The 18,850-nt window shown below is 70.4% G+C and carries 16 protein-coding genes; 11 read left to right on the forward strand and 5 right to left on the reverse strand.

Annotation, left to right across the window (positions count from 1 at the left end; genetic code table 11):
- Positions 1 to 6: 6 nt before the first annotated feature.
- The 7 genes from QC385_RS31910 (at position 7) to QC385_RS31940 (ending at position 7,797) form a co-directional block, all read left to right on the forward strand.
- A complete protein-coding gene (locus QC385_RS31910; protein WP_279544830.1) occupies positions 7 to 2,034 on the forward strand; it encodes a protein meaA in 2,028 nt (675 codons plus the stop codon).
- On the forward strand, positions 2,031 to 2,993 hold the full coding sequence (locus tag QC385_RS31915; RefSeq protein ID WP_010038783.1) for an HpcH/HpaI aldolase/citrate lyase family protein: 963 nt from the start codon (positions 2,031 to 2,033) through the stop codon (positions 2,991 to 2,993). The genes QC385_RS31910 and QC385_RS31915 overlap by 4 nt, the downstream gene beginning before the upstream one ends.
- Positions 2,994 to 2,998: 5 nt before the next feature.
- Positions 2,999 to 3,511 (forward strand): MaoC family dehydratase, encoded by a 513-nt coding sequence (locus QC385_RS31920; protein ID WP_279544831.1) that lies wholly within the window; start codon positions 2,999 to 3,001, stop codon positions 3,509 to 3,511.
- Between the two features lie 2 nt (positions 3,512 to 3,513).
- A complete protein-coding gene (locus QC385_RS31925) occupies positions 3,514 to 4,719 on the forward strand; it encodes an acyl-CoA dehydrogenase family protein (RefSeq protein WP_279544832.1) in 1,206 nt (401 codons plus the stop codon).
- 170 nt (positions 4,720 to 4,889) lie between these two features.
- Positions 4,890 to 5,546, forward strand: a complete 657-nt coding sequence (locus QC385_RS31930) for a phosphatidylserine decarboxylase (protein WP_279544939.1) — start codon at positions 4,890 to 4,892, stop codon at positions 5,544 to 5,546.
- The gene (pssA, locus tag QC385_RS31935) at positions 5,533 to 6,384 is read left to right on the forward strand and encodes a CDP-diacylglycerol--serine O-phosphatidyltransferase (protein ID WP_279544833.1); all 852 of its coding nucleotides are present in this window, start codon (positions 5,533 to 5,535) and stop codon (positions 6,382 to 6,384) included. Before QC385_RS31930 ends, pssA begins: the two co-directional genes overlap by 14 nt.
- 210 nt (positions 6,385 to 6,594) lie before the next feature.
- Complete coding sequence (locus QC385_RS31940) at positions 6,595 to 7,797, forward strand: alpha/beta fold hydrolase (protein ID WP_279544834.1); 1,203 nt, start codon at positions 6,595 to 6,597, stop codon at positions 7,795 to 7,797.
- Positions 7,798 to 7,801: 4 nt separating this feature from the next.
- Here the strand turns inward: QC385_RS31940 and QC385_RS31945 are convergent, their stop codons facing one another.
- The gene (locus QC385_RS31945; protein ID WP_279544940.1) at positions 7,802 to 8,920 is read right to left on the reverse strand and encodes a glycerate kinase family protein; all 1,119 of its coding nucleotides are present in this window, start codon (positions 8,918 to 8,920) and stop codon (positions 7,802 to 7,804) included.
- Positions 8,921 to 9,216: 296 nt separating this feature from the next.
- On the opposite strand from QC385_RS31945, the gene QC385_RS31950 reads away from it, so the two are divergent.
- The 3 genes from QC385_RS31950 to QC385_RS31960 all read left to right on the forward strand — a co-directional run bounded on the left by QC385_RS31950 (position 9,217) and on the right by QC385_RS31960 (position 11,678).
- Positions 9,217 to 10,290 (forward strand): ADP-ribosylglycohydrolase family protein, encoded by a 1,074-nt coding sequence (locus QC385_RS31950; protein ID WP_279544835.1) that lies wholly within the window; start codon positions 9,217 to 9,219, stop codon positions 10,288 to 10,290.
- A 56-nt stretch (positions 10,291 to 10,346) separates the two neighbouring features.
- Entirely contained in the window at positions 10,347 to 10,841 is a 495-nt protein-coding gene (locus tag QC385_RS31955; protein ID WP_279544836.1) for an NUDIX hydrolase, read from the forward strand.
- Between the two features lie 81 nt (positions 10,842 to 10,922).
- Complete coding sequence (locus tag QC385_RS31960) at positions 10,923 to 11,678, forward strand: SIR2 family NAD-dependent protein deacylase (protein ID WP_279544837.1); 756 nt, start codon at positions 10,923 to 10,925, stop codon at positions 11,676 to 11,678.
- Here QC385_RS31960 and QC385_RS31965 read toward each other — a convergent pair.
- The 3 genes from QC385_RS31965 to QC385_RS31975 are packed head-to-tail and all read right to left on the reverse strand — an operon-like array spanning position 11,638 to position 14,348.
- Positions 11,638 to 12,351, reverse strand: a complete 714-nt coding sequence (locus QC385_RS31965; RefSeq protein WP_279544838.1) for a bleomycin resistance protein — start codon at positions 12,349 to 12,351, stop codon at positions 11,638 to 11,640. The two genes, QC385_RS31960 and QC385_RS31965, sit on opposite strands and share 41 nt — an antisense overlap.
- A 35-nt stretch (positions 12,352 to 12,386) precedes the next feature.
- Positions 12,387 to 12,869, reverse strand: a complete 483-nt coding sequence (locus QC385_RS31970) for a methylated-DNA--[protein]-cysteine S-methyltransferase (RefSeq protein ID WP_279544839.1) — start codon at positions 12,867 to 12,869, stop codon at positions 12,387 to 12,389.
- 9 nt (positions 12,870 to 12,878) lie between these two features.
- Entirely contained in the window at positions 12,879 to 14,348 is a 1,470-nt protein-coding gene (locus QC385_RS31975) for an AlkA N-terminal domain-containing protein (RefSeq protein WP_279544941.1), read from the reverse strand.
- A 155-nt stretch (positions 14,349 to 14,503) separates the two neighbouring features.
- Between QC385_RS31975 and QC385_RS31980 the strand changes: the two genes are divergently transcribed.
- Positions 14,504 to 14,866: an ArsR/SmtB family transcription factor gene (locus QC385_RS31980; RefSeq protein ID WP_086851380.1), complete on the forward strand. Its 363-nt coding sequence runs from the start codon at positions 14,504 to 14,506 to the stop codon at positions 14,864 to 14,866.
- Between the two features lie 25 nt (positions 14,867 to 14,891).
- On the opposite strand, the gene QC385_RS31985 is transcribed toward QC385_RS31980, so the two are convergent.
- Entirely contained in the window at positions 14,892 to 18,782 is a 3,891-nt protein-coding gene (locus QC385_RS31985) for a glycoside hydrolase family 2 TIM barrel-domain containing protein (RefSeq protein WP_279544840.1), read from the reverse strand.
- Positions 18,783 to 18,850 lie beyond the last annotated feature (68 nt).

Genomic DNA, 18,850 nt, shown 5'->3' on the forward strand with positions numbered 1-18,850 from the left:
TGCTGGATGACAGAGCGTCAGAAGGACCGTCCGTGGCTCATGCGGACCTACGCCGGTCACTCCACGGCCGAGGCGTCCAACGAGCTGTACCGGCGCAACCTCGCCAAGGGCCAGACGGGTCTGTCGGTGGCGTTCGACCTGCCGACGCAGACCGGCTACGACTCCGACCACATCCTCGCCCGCGGCGAGGTCGGCCGGGTCGGCGTGCCGATCGCGCACGTCGGTGACATGCGCCGGCTGTTCCAGGACATCCCCCTGGAGCAGATGAACACCTCGATGACCATCAACGCCACGGCCATGTGGCTGCTGGCGCTCTACCAGGTCGTCGCCGAGGAGCAGGGTGCGGACATCACCAAGCTCCAGGGCACGACCCAGAACGACATCGTCAAGGAGTACCTCTCCCGCGGTACGCACGTGTTCCCGCCGGTGCCGTCGCTCCGGCTGACGACGGACATGATCGCGTACACGGTCTCCCACATGCCGAAGTGGAACCCGATCAACATCTGCAGCTACCACTTGCAGGAGGCGGGCGCCACACCGGTCCAGGAGATCGCGTACGCGATGTCCACCGCGATCGCCGTCCTCGACGCCGTGCGCGACTCGGGACAGGTGCCCCAGGAGCGCATGGGTGACGTCGTCGGCCGGATCTCCTTCTTCGTGAACGCGGGCGTCCGCTTCATCGAGGAGATGTGCAAGATGCGCGCCTTCGGCCGCATCTGGGACAGGATCACCCGCGAGCGGTACGGCATCGAGAACCCCAAGCACCGCCGCTTCCGGTACGGCGTCCAGGTCAACTCCCTGGGCCTGACGGAGGCGCAGCCGGAGAACAACGTCCAGCGGATCGTGCTCGAGATGCTGGCCGTGACACTCTCCAAGGACGCACGCGCGCGTGCCGTGCAGCTCCCCGCCTGGAACGAGGCGCTCGGTCTGCCCCGTCCCTGGGACCAGCAGTGGTCGCTGCGCATTCAGCAGGTGCTGGCGTACGAGAGCGATCTGCTGGAGTACGAGGACATCTTCGAGGGTTCGAAGGTCATCGAGGCGAAGGTGGACGAACTGGTCGAGGCCTCGCTCGCGGAGATCGACCGCATCCAGGAGATGGGCGGCGCGATGGCGGCCGTCGAGTCCGGCTATCTCAAGTCGCAGCTGGTCGCCTCGCACGCGGAACGCCGGGGCCGGATCGAGTCCGGCCAAGAGAAGATCATCGGGGTCAACGCCTTCGAGGGCACCGAGCCGAACCCGCTGACCGCCGACCTGGACACCGCGATCCAGACGGTCGACCCGGAGGTCGAGGCCCGCGTCATCACCGCGCTCCAGCAGTGGCGCGACAGCCGCTACCAGCCGCCCTTCAACCACCCGCGGCCCTGCAAGGCGCTGGAGAAGCTGAAGGAGGCCGCCCGGGGCACCGAGAACCTCATGGAGGCCACCCTGGAGTGCGCCCGCGCCGGAGTCACGACCGGCGAGTGGGCCGGGGCCCTGCGCGAGGTGTTCGGCGAGTTCAGGGCGCCCACGGGTGTCTCCTCGGCGCCGGTGGCCGTCCCCGCCGAGGAGGGCAGCACGCTGGCCCTGGTGCGCCGCAGGGTGGATCTCACGGCCAAGGACCTGGGCGTGGGCAAGCTGCGCTTCCTGGTCGGCAAGCCGGGCCTGGACGGACACTCCAACGGCGCGGAGCAGATCGCCGTACGCGCGCGTGACGCCGGCTTCGAGGTGGTCTACCAGGGCATCAGGCTGACGCCCGAGCAGATCGTGGACGCGGCCCTCGCGGAGGACGTGCACGCGGTCGGCCTGTCCATCCTGTCCGGCTCGCACGCCCAGCTGGTGCCGGACGTGCTCGAACGGCTGCGTGTGGCCGGTGCCACAGACATCCCGGTGATCGCCGGTGGCATCATCCCGAACGGGGATGCCGAGCAGCTCAGGGCAGCCGGAGTGGCAGCGGTCTTCACCCCGAAGGACTTCGACATCACCGGAATCATCGGCCGCATCGTCGACGAGATCCGGAAAGCGAACAAGCTCGACCCCCTGGAGGTCTCCGCATGACCACGGTCAACCGCCTTCGCCCCCGGCGTTCCTGCCTGGCGGTACCGGGCTCGAACCCCCGTTTCCTGGAGAAGGCGCAGGGCCTCCCCGCCGACCAGGTCTTCCTCGACCTGGAGGACGCGTGCGCCCCTCTCGCGAAGCCGGAGGCGCGGCACACCATCGTCAAGTTCCTCAACGAGGGTGACTGGACGGGCAAGACGCGGGTCGTGCGCGTCAACGACTGGACGACGGAGTGGACGTACCGCGACGTCGTGACGGTGGTCGAGGGCGCCGGCCAGAACCTCGACTGCATCATGCTGCCGAAGGTCCAGGACGCCCAGCAGATCGTCGCCCTCGACCTGCTGCTGACGCAGATCGAGAAGACCATGGGCTTCGAGGTCGGCAAGATCGGCATCGAGGCGCAGATCGAGAACGCCCAGGGCCTGAACAACGTCAACGAGATCGCGCAGGCCTCCCAGCGCGTCGAGACGATCATCTTCGGCCCGGCCGACTTCATGGCGTCCATCAACATGAAGTCGCTGGTCGTGGGCGAGCAGCCGCCCGGCTACCCGGCGGACGCCTACCACTACATCCTCATGAAGATCCTGATGGCCGCCCGCGCCAACAACCTCCAGGCGATCGACGGCCCCTACCTCCAGATCCGCAACATCGACGGCTACCGCGAGGTCGCCCAGCGCGCCGCCGCGCTCGGCTTCGACGGCAAGTGGGTGCTGCACCCGGGCCAGGTCGAGGCGTCCAACGAGATCTTCTCGCCGTCCCAGGAGGACTACGACCACGCCGAGCTGATCCTGGACGCGTACGACTACTACACGTCCGAGGCGGGCGGCAAGAAGGGCTCCGCGATGCTCGGCGACGAGATGATCGACGAGGCCAGCCGCAAGATGGCCCTGGTCATCGCGGGCAAGGGACGCGCCGCCGGGATGCGGCGCACCAGCAAGTTCGAGATCCCGGAGGCCTGAGCGCGATGCAGTTCGGACGCACCTACGAGGAGTTCGAGGTCGGGGCGACGTACAAGCACTGGCCGGGCAAGACGGTCACGGAGTACGACGACCACCTGTTCTGTCTCCTCACCATGAACCACCACCCGCTCCACATGGACGCGAACTATGCGGAGAAGACGACGGACTTCGGCAAGAACGTCGTCGTGGGCAACTACATCTACTCGCTGCTGCTCGGCATGTCCGTGCCGGACATCTCCGGCAAGGCGATCGCCAACCTGGAGATCGAGTCGCTGAAGCACGTGGCGCCGACCTTCCACGGCGACACGATCTACGGCCAGACGACCGTGCTCGACAAGTGGCCGTCGAAGTCGAAGAACGACCGCGGCATCGTCTACGTCGAGACCAAGGGCTACAAGCAGGACGGCACGCTGGTCTGCGTGTTCCGCCGCAAGGTCATGGTGCCGACCGAGACGTACATCAAGGAGCGCGGCGGCGAGCAGCCGGGCCGCCCCGAGCTCAAGGAGCAGGAGAAGTAGCCATGGCGCGACTCGCCCAGACCGCCGGTCTGACGGACATCCAGCAGGAGATCCTGTCCACCGTCCGGGACTTCGTGGACAAGGAGATCATCCCGGTCGCGACCGAGCTGGAGCACCGCGACGAGTACCCGCAAGCGATCGTCGACGGGCTGAAGGAGTTGGGCCTGTTCGGCCTGATGATCCCCGAGGAGTACGGGGGTCTGGGCGAGTCGCTCCTGACGTACGCGCTGTGCGTGGAGGAGATCGCCCGCGGGTGGATGTCGGTGTCCGGCATCATCAACACGCACTTCATCGTGGCGTACATGCTCAAGCAGCACGGCACGCAGGAGCAGAAGGACCACTTCCTGCCGAGGATGGCGGCCGGTGACATCCGCGGTGCCTTCTCGATGTCGGAGCCGGCTCTCGGCTCGGACGTGTCGGCGATCACGTCGAAGGCGGTGAAGGACGGCGACGAGTACGTCCTGAACGGCCAGAAGATGTGGCTGACCAACGGCGGGACGTCGTCCCTAGTGGCCGTTCTGGTGCGAAGTGACGAAGGTCACCCCGAGGGCACCGCGCCCCACAAGTCGATGACGACCTTCCTGGTCGAGAAGGAGCCCGGTTTCGGCGAGGTCCGTCCCGGCCTCACCATCCCGGGCAAGATCGACAAGATGGGCTACAAGGGGGTCGACACCACCGAGCTCATCATGGATGGCCTGCGGATTCCCGCCGATCGCGTGCTCGGCGGGGTCACCGGCCGGGGCTTCTACCAGATGATGGACGGCGTGGAGGTCGGCCGTGTCAACGTGGCGGCGCGTGGCTGCGGCGTCGCTCAGCGTGCGTTCGAACTGGGCGTCCAGTACGCGCAGCAGCGTCACACCTTCGGCAAGCCGATCGCCCAGCACCAGGCGATCCAGTTCAAGCTGGCCGAGATGGCTACCAAGGTCGAGGCCGCGCATGCGATGATGGTGAACGCGGCACGCAAAAAGGATTCCGGAGAACGAAACGACCTTGAGGCTGGGATGGCGAAGTACCTCGCCTCCGAGTACTGCAAGGAGGTCGTGGAGGACGCCTTCCGGATCCACGGCGGCTACGGCTTCTCCAAGGAGTACGAGATCGAGCGCCTCTATCGTGAGGCGCCGATGCTGCTGATCGGTGAAGGTACCGCCGAGATCCAGAAAATGATCATCGGTCGGCGACTGCTCGAAGAGTATCGATTCCAGGGCTAGATGTCCGGATACGGGGTGTTTTCTTGGAGAAGAAGATCACACCCCGTCAGCACTCTTGGGACGCCGACTCGGCTTCCTGGCTTACCCAGTTAGGGCCCCGAGCCGCTACGATCGCCGGAAAGCCGCCGTCCCCCGTCAGAGTGCGGCATCATCCGCTACGAAGGTCATCCATGCCCCACAGCCAAACCTCTGCATCTCGCGACAGCCGGGCCGGCGTACGCCTCGCGCGCGGAGCATCGCCGTGGCTCCTTCCGACCGTCGCCACCGCAGCCCTCAGCCTGGCCCGTGCCCGCCGCTCCGGCGCGGCCAGGGCCGTCGCCGTTCCCGCCACCGCGCTCGCGGCGGGAATGCTGTGGTTCTTCCGCGACCCCGAGCGCGAGATCGGCCAGGGCCGGGTCATCTCGCCCGCCGACGGTGTGGTGCAGAGCATCATGCCGTGGAAGGACGGCCGCACTCGCGTCGCCATCTTCATGAGCCCGCTCAACGTACACGTCAACCGCGCGCCGCTGTCCGGCACGGTGACGTCCGTCGAGCACGTGCCCGGTGGCTTCGTTCCCGCCTTCAACAAGGAGAGCGAGAACAACGAGCGCGTGGTGTGGCACTTCGACACCGAGCTCGGTGACATCGAGATGGTGCAGATCGCCGGCGCGGTCGCGCGGCGGATCGTCCCGTACGTCCCGCAGGGCACCAAGGTCGAGCAGGGCGACCGCATCGGCCTGATCCGCTTCGGATCGCGCGTTGACATTTACCTTCCGGAAGGTGTCGACGTCGCTGTCGAGGTTGGTCAGACCACGACTGCGGGGGTGACTCGAATTGACCGTGATTGATCCCGACACACAGGCCACGAACTGGGTCGCCGAGGACGAGGACGACGACGCGGAAGAGCTGCCGCTGTCTCTCCGGCTGTCGATAGCGGACACGCTCACGCTCGGTAACGCGACGTGCGGCTTCATGGCGGTGTACTTCACCACCACCGGCATCCTCATCCCGCACCTGTCGGGCGACAACTCGGGCATGGCCCGCAACAGCGCGGCCACGGCCGTGATACTGATGCTGTGCGCCGCCGTCTTCGACCTGTTCGACGGCCTCGTCGCCCGCAAGCTGCGGTCGTCGCCGATGGGTGCGGAGCTGGACAATCTGTCCGACCTGATCAGCTTCGGTCTGGCGCCCGCGTACTTCGTGCTCGTGTACGGCATGGTCGCGAGTGACGCGCATGAGCGGGTCGCGGCGGTGGGCGCGATCGTTGTGCTGTTGGCGGTGGTGCTGCGGCTTGCCAGGTTCTCGTGCGTCACCGTGAAGGACGGCACGTTCCAGGGCATGCCCTCACCGTTCGGTGCGCTCACGGTCGTCTCGATCGTGCTGCTCGAGCTGCCGTTCGAGGCGACGCTGCTGGCGGTCGTCGGTACCGCTTGGCTGATGGTGAGCCGGGTCGAGTACCCGAAGCCGCGGGGCATCCTCGCGGTGGCGGTGCTCGCCTGGATCGTGTCGGCCATGGGCCTGCTGGCGGCGTGGGCGTTCGACGCGCCCGGCGGCCAGGTAATGCTCCAGATGGGCTGCGCACTGCAGATCGTGATGGCGGCGACGATCCCGCTGTTCGCCACGGCGCGCCGGGTGAACACCTTCCGCGACAACCGCAGGGAAGCGCGGGCAGCGCAGCTGCCCTGATCTCCTCCCGACACCGACGGGTGTGGCCCGAGCCTCGGAGGCTCGGGCCACATCCGTTTCGCGTTCAAGGGCCTCCCGGCCTCCCCTTCATTGCCCTTGACTGGTCAACTACCTCTGATTCAGGACGATTTGCGGGAGAAACGCAGGAAGAGGAGGGTGGAACAGGGGGGTTTCAGCGAGTTCCTCCCCCTTCGAGACCGGGAGACGGTCATGTCCTCACCCACCCTCATAGAGCATCAGGTCACGCTCAAGTCCCAGATCCCCGCGAACTTCGACGACACGGTGAAACTGCCCGTCCGGGAGTACAACGGCACCAAGCCGAGCCACACGCCCAAGCCGGTGCTGATGCTGCACGGCAGAAGCGTGCCGGAGCTGGCCGCGTTCGACCTCGCCCCGGTGCCCGGCGGCTCCGCCACCCGGTACAGCTGGGCGCAGGAACTCGCGGACGACGGCTACGACGTCTTCCTCATGGACCTGCAGGGCTCCGGCCGGTCGCCGCGCCCCAGGATGGACGATCCGTGCAACGCCAACCCGACGCAGCAGGAGGCCCTCGTCCCCAATCCGCTCGAGGAGCCCTGCCCTCCCCCGCCCCCGTACCCGTACCAGCTGGGGAATTCGGAGAGTGAGTGGGCGGAGCTGGACGCGGTCGTCAAGTTCATCAAGGGCCTGCCCGGCAGGAACAAGCCGATCCGCTTCATCGGCTATTCCCTGGGCGCGGCCATCATGGGCCCCTACACCCTCCAGAACCCCGGCAACGTCGAGAGCCTGCTCCTGCTCGCCCCCGTCTTCCCTCCCAACGGACGGTGGTCGGGCAATCCCGCCGCCCCCTTCGGACGCCCGTCCGAGGCGCAGACGCTGCCCATGTCGGGCTTCCCGATGCACGTCGGCACCAAGACAGGGTTCAGGACGGGGCTGGACGGCAACCCCGCCCTGCGGGAGCCCGGCATCGTGGACCTCGCCTGGGAGGCCTGCATGGAGAACGACCCGCTCGGCAGCAAGTGGGGCCCCGAGGTGGCACCGGGTGAGTACGAGGGCATCCTGCGGTACCGGAACACCTATTGGTGGGGCTGGAGCAAGGAGACGGTGCCGCACCAGAACCCGGCCGGCACACGCGTCCTCGGGGAACGGGTTCCCGTGCTCATCGTCTACGGGGAGAACGACCGGGCCGCCAACAGCCCCGCAACCTTCCCCGACCCTGTCCGCTTCTCGGTGCCGGCCCTCTACGCGGCCGTCCCGGGACCCAAGAAGCTGATGTTCTGCCTCGCCGGCTCGGGCCACACCCTGGTGTGGGAGCTCACCGCCAAGACCGTGCACCGCATGTCGAAGCAGTGGTTCAAGAACGGCCAGGTGGAGGGTCTCGGCAGCGGCAGCTACTTCAGGGAGCCGGACGGTGACCTGATCCCCCTTCCCTGACGGGTCAGGTCAGGAAGTCCCGCCCGATCCGCTCCGCCACCCGTTCCAGGATCGGCCCGGCCTCGGCGATGCACTTCGCCACGTCCGGCTCCGCGTCCGTCAGGGGGTAGGCCCGGCGGATTCCGGCACGGCCCAGAGCTTCCGGGGGGAGGGCGAGGCGGCCGCAGACCGCTACGACCTCCTTGCCGGCCGCCCTGGCCGCCGCGGCGACGCCCGCCGGGGCCTTGCCGTGGAGGGTCTGCTCGTCGAGGGAGCCCTCACCGGTGATCACCAGGTCGGCACGGTCCAGGGCGGGCGCGAAGCCCAGGACGTCCAGCATGACCTCGATGCCGGGGCGGAAACGGGCGCCGAGGAGCAGCGCGCCGTAGCCGATGCCGCCCGCCGCGCCCGCGCCGGGCGAGGCGGCGTACCGGGCGGCCTTCGGTCCGGCCGACTCCTCCAGCACCTTCGCGAAGTGCGCGAGGGCGGCGTCCAGGGCCGCCACGTCGTCCGGCGAGGCGCCCTTCTGCGGGCCGTAGACCGCGGGCGCGCCCTTCGGGCCGGTCAGCGGGTTGTCGACGTCGCTCGCGAGGACCAGCTCGATGCCGGCGAGGCGGGGGTCGAGGCCGGACAGGTCGGCGGTGGCCAGACCGGCCAGGCCGCCGCCGCCCGGGGGTACCGGTTCGCCGTCCGGGTCCAGGAAGCGCGCGCCCAGCGCGGACAGCATTCCGGCGCCGCCGTCCGTGGTAGCGCTGCCGCCGACCCCGAAGACGATCGTGCGGGCACCCGCGTCCAGCGCGGCCCGCAGCAGCTCGCCGGAGCCGTACGTGGACGCCGTGAGCGGTGCGAAGACCCCGGCGGGCAGCCGCTGGAGGCCGCTCGCCTCGGCCATCTCCACGACCGCGGTGCCGTCGCGCAGCGCGAACGCCGCCGTCACCTCGTCGCCGAGCGGACCGGCGACCCGTACCTCCCGGCGCTCGAACCCGGCGGCGACCGCCGCGGCCACGGTTCCGTCGCCGCCGTCGGCCACGGGCAGCGCCTCGACCTCCACGTCCGGTACGGCCCGGCGCAGCCCGGCCGTCACCCGTTCGGCGACCTCCACGGCCGTCAGCGACCCCTTGAACTTGTCCGCGGCGACGAGCACCCGCTGTGTCTTCCGGGCATCGCTCACTGCTGCGTCCGCCACTTGCACTCCCCTTGCTCTCCGGGCCCTCACGCACGTCAGGGCCAGTCGCGCCGCTGCGACCTTAACCGGCGGACGCCCCGGCCGTCAGCCTGTGCCCATCCCATGGACCAGGAGGTGCCCTACTCAGGGGCGCGGGGCTGTGCCATACATGCGGCTGCCGCCGCGCGGGCGCGACCAGCCACAGCGCACCGGCAGCCGCGAACGCACCGCAGTCCCCCGCCCCTCGGCGCGCCGAAAACGGGTAGACCATAACCATGCCCCCAGCGCACACCCGGACAGACCTCACCCACCGCATCCTCGGCGGCTGGCAGGGCCGCGTCGCGGGCAACATGCTCGGCAAACCGGTCGAGCAGGGCGAGGTCTGGACGCGCGACCGCATCGACCGCTACCTCCGGCAGGCCGCCGCACTGCCGCTCACCGACTACCTGCCCGAGCCGATCAGCGAGAGTGACGGCTTCGAGCTGCGGCCCGAGTGGCGCCAGTGCGTGCGCGGCCGCATCCACGGCAGTTGCCGTGACGACGACGTCGACTACGCGATCCTCGGCCTGGACCTGCTGGAGACCCACGGCTTCGGCTTCAGCACCGAGCAGGTCGGAGACCTGTGGCTGCTGCGGCTGCCGTATCTCCAGACGTTCACCGCCGAGCGGGCCGCGTACCGCAACCTCGCGAACGGGCTCAAGCCGCCGCTGACGGCGACGTACGACAACCCCTACCAGGAGTGGATCGGGGCGCTGATCAGGGCCGACGTCTTCGGCTGGACCTGCCCGGGCGCGCCGCGCCGGGCCGCCTCGCTGGCCCGGCGGGACGCGGTGCTCTCGCACACCGGCAACGGGGTCTACGGGGCGATGTGGGCGGCGGCGCTGATCGCGGCGGCGTTCACGGCGCCCACGGTGCGGCACGCGGTCGACGAGGCCCTGGCCGTGATCCCGGCGAGCAGCCGCCTGGCCCGCACGGTGCGCCGGGTCGTCTCCCTGCACGACACCCGGATGTCCTGGGAGGACACGCTCACCACGGTCACCGAGGAGACCACCGGCATGGGCTGGATCCACACCGTCCCGAACGCCGCCGTCCTCACCGCGGGCCTGCTCTACGGCGACGGCGACTTCACCCGCACCATCACCCTGACCGTCCGCGGTGGCCTGGACACCGACTCCAACGGTGCGACGGCGGGGTCGGTGGCGGGTGTGTTCGGCGGGGCCGCGGCCATCCCGGACCAGTGGACGGTCCCGCTGGAGGACACGGTCCGCAGCGCGGTGTTCGGCTTCGACGGGGTGCGGATCAGCGAGCTGGCCGAGCGGACGCTGCGGCTGGCGGAACAGGAGGCCTGAGGTCTGCTGCGTCTTCCCCCGCGGCTGAGCCGTCATCCGGTGGTTACCCTGCCCTGATGACGACCTCTTCTGACTTCGCCGCCTACATCGCGTCCCTGCCCCGTGTCCTGGCCGGCGCCGCCGCGCTGTTCCGGGACGGCGAGGGCCGGGTGCTGCTCGTCGAGCCCAACTACCGGGAGGGCTGGGCGCTGCCCGGCGGCACGATCGAGTCCGACGACGGCGAGACCCCGCGGCAGGGCGCACGGCGCGAGACGGCCGAGGAGATCGGGCTGGACCGGGAGCTCGGCAGGCTGCTGGCGGTGGACTGGGTGCACGGCACGGGGCGTCCGCCGCTGGTGTCGTACCTGTACGACGGCGGGGTGCTCGGCGAGGACGAGTTGAAGGCGATCCGCCTCCAGGAGGAGGAACTGCTGTCCTGGCGGCTGGTCCCGCGCGAGGAGCTGACCGAGTATCTGCCGGGCGCCCTCGGCCGCCGTGTCCTGGCCTGTCTGGACGTCCTGGCGGACGGCTCGGGCACGGCGGAGCTGGAGAACGGGCACCGGGTGTACTGACCGGCTCCGGCCGTTCACCCGCCGACGTCCCGTTCGATAACCGCTCGCCGCTGTCGTACGGCCCGTCCTACCCTCGGTGCCATGGCCAAGCCCCTCGTCGCGCTCCTCACCGGCGCCGGTATCAGCACGGACTCCGGGATCCCGGACTACCGCGGGCCGAACGGGCTCTGGCGGCGGGATCCGGAGGCCGAGAAGCTCGTCACGTACGAGTACTACATGGCCGACCCGGAGATCCGCCGCCGTTCCTGGCGGATGCGGCGCGAGATCGGGACGCTTCAGGCGGAGCCCAACGCCGCGCACCGGGCGGTGGCCGAACTGGAGCGGTCCGGGGTGCCCGTCCGGGTGATCACGCAGAACGTGGACGGGCTACACCAGCTCGCCGGGATGCCCGCCCGCAAGGTCCTCGAACTGCACGGCACGGCACGGGGTTTCGTGTGCACCGGCTGCCACGCCCGCGGCTCGATGGAGGACGCGCTCGCACGGGTCGAGGCCGGGGAGGACGACCCGCCGTGCCTGGAGTGCGGCGGCGTCCTGAAGCCGGCGACGGTGATGTTCGGCGAGCGGCTGGACCCGGTCGTCCTCGGCGAGGCGGCCGCCATCAGCAAGGCCTGCGAGGTGTTCGTCGCCGTCGGTACGAGCCTCCAGGTCCAGCCCGCCGCCGGCCTCGCCGGTGTCGCCGCCGACCACGGCGCCCGGCTCGTCATCGTCAACGCCGAGCCGACGCCGTACGACGACCGTGCCGACGAGATCGTCCGCGAACCCATCGGCACGGCGCTGCCGGAGCTGTTGCGCGGCCTCACGGCCGAGACGCCGCCAGCAGGTCCTCCAGGCGCGTGAGCGCGTCGCGGGCCTGGTCGCGTTCGGCTTCCGTGAGGTCGAGCGCGGCGGCCCGGGCGAGGGCGGTCGCCGCCCTCTCCTCGTCGCCGAGCCGCCCCGCGATGTCCGCGCGCAGGACGAGGAGCTGAAGCAGCTGTACGCGCGTCGGCGTCTCGTCCGTCAGGCGCAGCACCCGGTCGATGACCTTGGCGGCGCCCGCCGCGTCCCCCTTGGAGTCCGCCAGGAGGGACGCGTGGTGCAGGGCCCGCGCGAACGTCTCCTCGGGGGCGGGCCCGTGGTGCCGCTCCCCGCCCGTGCGCTGCCCCACCCGGACGCAGTTGCCGCCCGGGTCGGTCATGAGGAACTGCCGCACGCCGTACGACATGTCCTTGAGCGGCCCGACCCGCGGCAGGCCCCGGGTGGGGATCCTGCCGTACGCCGCCTTGAGCCCGGCCCGGAACGCCTGGTACAGGCCGTCGACGTCGTCGGTCAGGACGTAGCAGGTGCTGATCGAGCCGGTCGGCTCGTAGTGCTTCATCGCGAAGAACTGAAGCTCGATGCCGCCGCGTTCGACGACCGCGTACGGGTTGGGGCTGCGCTGCTGGTACGTCACCTCGAAGCCGAGGGCGGTGTAGAACTCGAGGACCGGCGGGAGGGCCCGGCACGGCAGGATCGGGAGCGTCTTCTCCGGCATGACCCCACTCTAGTCAAATTTGACCAACCGCGGGACTAGAAGAGTGCGGCCCCCCGCTCGAAGTCCAGCAGGCGCTGCTTGCGCTCCAGCCCGCCCCCGTATCCCGTCAGGCTCCCGTTCGCGCCGATCACGCGGTGGCAGGGGACGATGACGCCGATGGGGTTGCGGCCGTTGGCGAGGCCGACGGCGCGCGAGGCGGCCGGGGTGCCGAGGGCGTCGGCGAGCTCGCCGTAGGTGCGGGTCTCGCCGTACGGGATGCGGCGCAGCTGGTCCCAGACTCGGCGCTGGAACGGCGTGCCGGTCAGGCGGAGTTCGACGGTGAACTCCCTGAGCTCGCCCGCGAAGAAGGCCTTCAGCTGTTCCTCCGTCTGCGCGAACAGGGTGTCGTCGCGGGTGCCGAAGGTCTCCTGCGGCGGGCGGTGGCGCTGGTCGGTCATGTAGAGGCCGCACAGGACGCCGTCGTCGGCGACGAGGGTGAGGGGGCCGTAGGGGCTGTCGGTCACGGTGTGGTGCTTCATCGAACGTCCCTATACCGGTAGGAAGTTGATCGGGTGGCTGTCGGTCGCCCAGAGGTACTGGACGGCGTAGGCACGCCAGGGGCGCCAGGCCGCCGCGCGGGCGGTGAGCGCGGCGGGGGTGGAGGGCAGGCCGAGTTCCTCGGCGGCTCGGCGGATGCCGAGGTCGGTGGGGAGGAAGGCGTCGGGGTCGCCGAGGGCGCGCATGGCGATGACGTCGGCCGTCCAGGGGCCGAAGCCGGGCAGCGCGAGGAGCTGGGCGCGGGTCTGCGGCCAGTCGCTCTCCACGCCGAGGCGCAGGTCGCCGTCGGCGAGCCGGCGGACGAGGGTGGTGAAGGTCGTGCGGCGGGTGCGGGGCATCGCCAGGGTCTCCGGGTCGAGCGCCGCGAGGGCCTCGGGGGCCGGGAAGAGGTGCGTGAGGCCGCCCTCGGGGTCGTCGACCGGGTCGCCGTGCGCGGTGACCAGGCGGGCCGCGTGGGTGCGGGCGGCGGCGGTGGAGACCTGCTGGCCGAGCACGGCCCGGACGGCGAACTCCTCCTCGTCCACCGTGCGCGGGACTCTCCGGCCGGGCGCCTTGTCGACCAGCGGCGCCAGCACCGGGTCCGTGCGCAGCTGCTCGTCGATCGCGACCGGGTCGGCGTCCAGGTCGAGCAGGCGGCGGCAGCGGCTGATCGCGACGGTCAGATCGCGCAGGTCGCTGAGGGTGAGGCGGCAGGCGATGTGGTCGGGAGCAGGAGTGAGGGACACGATGCCGTGGCCGTAGGGCAGCCGGAGCGTGCGCCGGTAGGAGCCGTCGCGCCACTCCTCCACGCCGGGTACGGCCGTGGCGGCGAGGTGGCCGAAGAGGTTGTCGGGGTTGAGCGGGGCGCGGAACGGCAGCCGCAGGGACAGCGCGCCGGGGGTGCTCGCGCCCTGCCGCTTCGGGGCGCGGGCGCGCAGCTCGCTCGGGGAGAGGGCGAAGACCTCGCGGACGGTGTCGTTGAAGGTGCGGATCGAGGCGAAGCCCGCGGCGAAGGCGGTCTGCGCCATCGGCAGGGTGGTCGTCTCGATGAGCAGCCGGGCCGTCTGGGCGCGCTGGGCGCGGGCGAGCGCGAGCGGGCCCGCGCCCAGTTCGGCGAGCAGCTGGCGCTCGACCTGCCGGGCGCTGTAGCCGAGCCGGGCGGCGAGGCCGGGCACGCCCTCGCGGTCCACGACGCCGTCGGCGATCAGCCGCATGGCGCGGGCCACCACATCGGCGCGCTGGTTCCACTCCGGGGAGCCGGGGCTGGTGTCGGGCCGGCAGCGCTTGCAGGCCCGGAAGCCGGCCTGCTGGCAGGCCGCCGCACTCGGGTGGAAGACCATGTTCTCCGGCTTGGGCGGCACGACCGGGCAACTGGGACGGCAGTAGATGCGGGTCGTCAGGACGGCCGTGAAGAACCATCCGTCGAACCGGGCGTCCTTGGACTGGACGGCGCGTACGCAGCGCTCGGTGTCGGTGTGCATCCCCATCTGCATGCGTCCAGCATCGGGCACCGGGCGTGGCGGGTCTGGCGAGAATCCGACATCGACGTGCCGGTGCGGCGCCCCGCGGAGACCGCCGAGGACGGGACGGATGAAGATTCATTCATGTGTTCGTGCGCGACCGGTACGATGACGTCATGGGTCATGGAGCCGTCATCCCCGCGCAGGACGCCACCGAGCGCGTACGCTTGGACGCGGACAACGTCACGAAGGTCGCCACCACGCTTCAGGCCCTGTCCACGCCCTCCCGCCTGCTGATCCTGGCGCGGCTGCGGGAAGGCCCGCTGCCGGCCACCGAGTTGGCCGCCGAGGTGGGCATGGAGCAGTCGGCGTGCTCGCACCAGTTGCGGCTGCTGCGCAATCTGGGCCTGGTGGTGGGCGAGCGGCGGGGCCGTTCGGTCGTCTACGCGCTGCACGACCACCATGTCGCCGAGCTGCTCGACCAGGCCGTCTACCACGTGGAGCACCTGCGTCTGGGCATCAGCGACGCCGCCGACTGAGGCGGCGCCGCCGTCCCCCGCTCGCCTACTCCGTGGCCGTCGGCCGTCGCGAGGCCGCCATCGCCTCGCTCACGCGCGTCAGCGGACGTAGCCGGTAGGTGTACGCGTAGTCGCGGTTGGCGAAGAGCTTGAACTCGTCGTGGGGGTGTGCGCCCCAGCTATTGTCGCCGCCCACGCCCGTCTGGCGGTGGTTGACCCGGAGGACCACAGCGTCCCTGGGGTTGAGCTGGTAGTCGTGGCGGGCCCCGACCGACAGGTCCTCGGGGGTGAAGTGCGAGGCGTTGACCTCCAGCAGCGACTCACCGGACACGAGCAGTCCGCGTCCGCTGCCGTCGGTCAGCGCGGCCCAGCGGACGTCGGTCTTGTTGCCGTTCTCCTGGGGGCGCAGGTAGGAGGTCCACTGCCCGGAGACGGTGCCGGAGTACAGGCCCACGTCGGTGGCGTTGTTGCGGTCCCACATGTTCTCCTCCGGGCCCCGGCCGTAGTAGTGCAGCCGGTCCAGGCGGCGGGGCAGGAACAGCAGGGTGCCGACCTCGGGGATGTACGGCAGGTTCGGCGCTCCCGGGTGCAGGGTGTTGTCGACCTTGATCTCACCGTTGCCGAAGACCGTGTACGTCGTGCTGTACGTGGACTCCGTGCTGGTGGGCAGCGTGCCGGTGAACGTGACCTCGACGGCCCGGTCGTCCAGCGGCCGCACCCGTACGTCCGCCACCTTCCGCTTGGCCCCGGCGTCGCGCCAGGTCTGGTTGCGGGTGTGGTGGCCGTTGCCCCGGTCGTTGTCGGTGGGCGCCCGCCAGAAGTTCGGGACGGGGCCGGAGGTGATGAGCCGGGTGCCGCCCGCCTCGTACGACGTGATGGTGCCGGTGCTCTTGTCGACGGTGACCGAGAAGCCCCTGCCCCTGACCGTGACGTCCTCGTCCCGGTCGGTGTACCGCAGGGCGGGGACGCTGCGCAGCGGCAGCGGCGTCACGGCCGGGCTGTCCGTGTCGAGGGCGAGCTGCTGCTTGGCCACCTCGAAGCCGGCCTTCGCCCACTTGGTGGGCTCCCTGGTGGTGAAGGAGAGCTGGAGGAAGTACTCCGTGCCCGGTGCGGGCTTCGCCGGCAGCCGCACCGGCACCTTGATGTCCTTGCTGGTCAGCGGCGCGAGATTCAGCTGGTCGCGGGTCAGTCGGCCGCGCTGGACGACCTTGCCGTCGGCGACGAGGGACCAACGGCCGTCGAACTCGCGGAGGTTGGTGAAGAGGTACTCGTTGGTGAGGGTGACGGCGCCGGGGCCGCCGGAGGCCGGGGTGGCGTTGATCGCCTGGTAGATCTGCTTGACCTCGGCGGACTTGCCCGTGAGGGTGCGGTCGGGCAGGACGATGCCGTCACCGGCGAAGGCGCCGTCGTTGGGGTTGTCGCCCCAGTCGCCGCCGTAGGCGTAGAACGTCTTGTCGCGCGGGCGCTTCTCGCTGAAGCCGACGGTGGCGGCGTCGAACCAGAACCGCACGCCCTCGTCGCCGGGGCCGCGGCTGTCCGAGGCCAGCTCCGCGGCGCTCAGGGCACGGGCGTACACGCGGGCCCGCCGGATGGTTCCGCTGAACTCCCGGGTCGGGTTGTCGACGTCGGTGGCGAGCGCGAGGGACGCGGTGTTGTTGCCGGGGCGCCGCGTGGTGGTCCGGGTGCCGCGCGCCTGGCCGTCGACATACAGGGTGAGCGTCCCCGCGTCCGCGTCGAAGACGCCGGCGACGTGGTGCTCCTTGCCCGTCCAGCCCTCGGGCAGCGCCCAGCTCGCGGTGACCCACTGGCCGCCGCCGTGGATGAAGAACTCCAGGTTCTTGTCGGTCTGTTTCAGGGCGTACTGGGTGTCGCCCTTGGCGATCAGGGGCTGGTGCCCGCCGGTCACGTGCGGGGTGACCCAGGCCTCCAGCGTGAGGGAGCCGGTGAGGTCGAGGCGGGCGTCGCGGGGGAAGACGGTGCCGCCGGAGACGCCCTTCGCGCGGTCGAAGCCGGCGGCGGGTGCGATGACCTCGCCGCGCAGTGCGCCCGGGCCGGACTCGGTCAGCAGCTTGCGGGTCGGAGTGGGCCAGCTCAGGGCCTGGTCGACGAAGTCCCAGATCCAGCCGCCCTGGAGGACGTCGTAGCGGCGGACGATGTCCCAGTACTTCTTGAAGTTGCCGTTGGAGTTCCCCATCCCGTGCGAGTACTCGATCATCACGTACGGGCGGGTGTCGTTCGTGTCCTTGGCGCGCTGCTCGACCCGCTGCGGACTGTCGTACATCTCGGAGCGGATGTCGCTGATGCCCGGGCGGTCGTCGCCCTCGTACTGGATGACGCGGGTGGGGTCGTAGGAGCGGATCCAGTCGTACATGGCGTTGAACGTCGTGCCGCCGCCCGCCTCGTTGCCGAGGGACCAGATGACCACCGAGGCGTGGTTCTTGTCGCGGTGGACCATGTTCTGGGCGCGGACGACGCACGCCTCGGTCCACTCGGGGTGGCCGCTGCCGGGGTACTCGTCGCGGATGCCGTGGGTTTCGAGGTTGGTCTCGTCCACGAGGTACAGGCCGTACTCGTCGGCGAGTTCCAGCCACAGCGGGTTGTTGGGGTAGTGCGAGGTGCGGACGCTGTTGATGTTGAGCCGCTTGATGACCTCGATGTCCTCGATCATCTGCGCCCGGGTGAGCGCCGAGCCGGTGACGGGATGCATCTCGTGCCGGTTGGTGCCGCGGAAGGAGACCGGCTTGCCGTTGATGCGCATCAGGCCGTCCTTGAGCGCGAACTCGCGGAAGCCGACCCGGTGCGAGAGCGTCTCGACGACCTTGCCGGACGGGTCGCGCAGGCGCAGCACGGCGGTGTAGAGGTTCGGGTGCTCGGCCGACCAGAGCTTCGGCGAGGGGACGGCTCTGGACGCCTCGGCGGTGGCCTCGTCGCCGTCCGGGACGTCGACGGGCTGGTTCAGGGGCCGCGACCAGACGGCGTGGCCGCGCGCGTCGTACAGCTGCGTCTCGACCGTGTAGCGGCCCGCGCCCTTGCCGCCGTAGTCGCGGACGTGCGCGGTGACCTTGAGTTCGGCGGAGGTGTAGTCGTCGCCGAGCGGGGTGTCCAGTTTGAAGTCGCGCAGGTGCACGTTCGGCGTGGAGTACAGGTGGACCGAGCGGAAGATGCCGCTCAGCCGGATCATGTCCTGGTCCTCCAGCCACTCGGCGTCCGAGTAGCGGTACACCTCGACGGCGATCTGGTTGGTGCCCGGCTTGAGGTGGGGGGTGATGTCGTACTCGGCGGAGGTGTAGGAGTCCTCGTGGTAGCCGGCCAGCTCGCCGTTGATCCACACGTAGTGGGCGGACTTGACGCCCTCGAAGTGCAGGAAGGTGCGGCGGCCCGACCAGTTGCGGGGGACGGTGAACGTACGGCGGTACTGGCCGACGGGGTTGTAGCGGGTCGGGGCGGCCGGCGGCTGGGCTTCCTCGCCGCCGCCGTTGGGGCCCCACCAGGGGTAGGTGATGTTGACGTAGATCGGGAAGTCGTAGCCGTGCAGCTGCCAGGCCGAGGGCACGGGGATGGTGTCCCAGCCGGAGTCGTCGACGTCGGTGCGGTAGAAGTCGGTGTCCCGGTCGTCGGGGCGGTCGGCGTAGGCGAATTTCCACTTGCCGTCGAGGCTCAGCCGGTACGGCGAGCGCTCGCGGTCGTCGGCCAGGGCCTGCCCGAGGTCGGCGTACGGCATGAGCGTGGTGTGCGGCGGCTCGGTGCCCACGCGGTACACGGCCAGGCCGTCGTTCCACTCCGGAGGACCGTCCGCCGCCGGGCGCCGGGCCGCCGCACGCGCGGCGGCGGGCGACGCGGACAGGGCGAGCGCGCCGAGCACGGCGGCGCCCCCTTCGAGCAGGCGGCGACGGCTGACTACGGGCCGGTCGGCGGGGGACGAGAGCGGGTGCGGCATGACCGTGGCCTTCCTCGGTTCGACAGGGTGCTGCACGGACTGAGGGCACGTCAGCTGCGATCCCCAAC

The sequence above is a fragment of the Streptomyces sp. DH10 genome, assembly GCF_029813805.1.
GTDB lineage: Bacteria > Actinomycetota > Actinomycetes > Streptomycetales > Streptomycetaceae > Streptomyces > Streptomyces coeruleofuscus.

Bases quoted from the DNA above. Each gene is read 5' to 3' on its own strand.
- QC385_RS31910 (WP_279544830.1), top strand. From the start codon at position 7: ATGACAGAGCGTCAGAAGGACCGTCCGTGGCTCATGCGGACCTACGCC.
- QC385_RS31915 (WP_010038783.1), top strand. From the start codon at position 2,031: ATGACCACGGTCAACCGCCTTCGCCCCCGGCGTTCCTGCCTGGCGGTA.
- QC385_RS31920 (WP_279544831.1), top strand. From the start codon at position 2,999: ATGCAGTTCGGACGCACCTACGAGGAGTTCGAGGTCGGGGCGACGTAC.
- QC385_RS31925 (WP_279544832.1), top strand. From the start codon at position 3,514: ATGGCGCGACTCGCCCAGACCGCCGGTCTGACGGACATCCAGCAGGAG.
- QC385_RS31930 (WP_279544939.1), top strand. From the start codon at position 4,890: ATGCCCCACAGCCAAACCTCTGCATCTCGCGACAGCCGGGCCGGCGTA.
- QC385_RS31940 (WP_279544834.1), top strand. From the start codon at position 6,595: ATGTCCTCACCCACCCTCATAGAGCATCAGGTCACGCTCAAGTCCCAG.
- QC385_RS31950 (WP_279544835.1), top strand. From the start codon at position 9,217: ATGCCCCCAGCGCACACCCGGACAGACCTCACCCACCGCATCCTCGGC.
- QC385_RS31955 (WP_279544836.1), top strand. From the start codon at position 10,347: ATGACGACCTCTTCTGACTTCGCCGCCTACATCGCGTCCCTGCCCCGT.
- QC385_RS31960 (WP_279544837.1), top strand. From the start codon at position 10,923: ATGGCCAAGCCCCTCGTCGCGCTCCTCACCGGCGCCGGTATCAGCACG.
- QC385_RS31965 (WP_279544838.1), bottom strand. From the start codon at position 12,351: ATGCCGGAGAAGACGCTCCCGATCCTGCCGTGCCGGGCCCTCCCGCCG.
- QC385_RS31970 (WP_279544839.1), bottom strand. From the start codon at position 12,869: ATGAAGCACCACACCGTGACCGACAGCCCCTACGGCCCCCTCACCCTC.
- QC385_RS31975 (WP_279544941.1), bottom strand. From the start codon at position 14,348: ATGCACACCGACACCGAGCGCTGCGTACGCGCCGTCCAGTCCAAGGAC.
- QC385_RS31980 (WP_086851380.1), top strand. From the start codon at position 14,504: ATGGGTCATGGAGCCGTCATCCCCGCGCAGGACGCCACCGAGCGCGTA.
- QC385_RS31985 (WP_279544840.1), bottom strand. From the start codon at position 18,782: ATGCCGCACCCGCTCTCGTCCCCCGCCGACCGGCCCGTAGTCAGCCGT.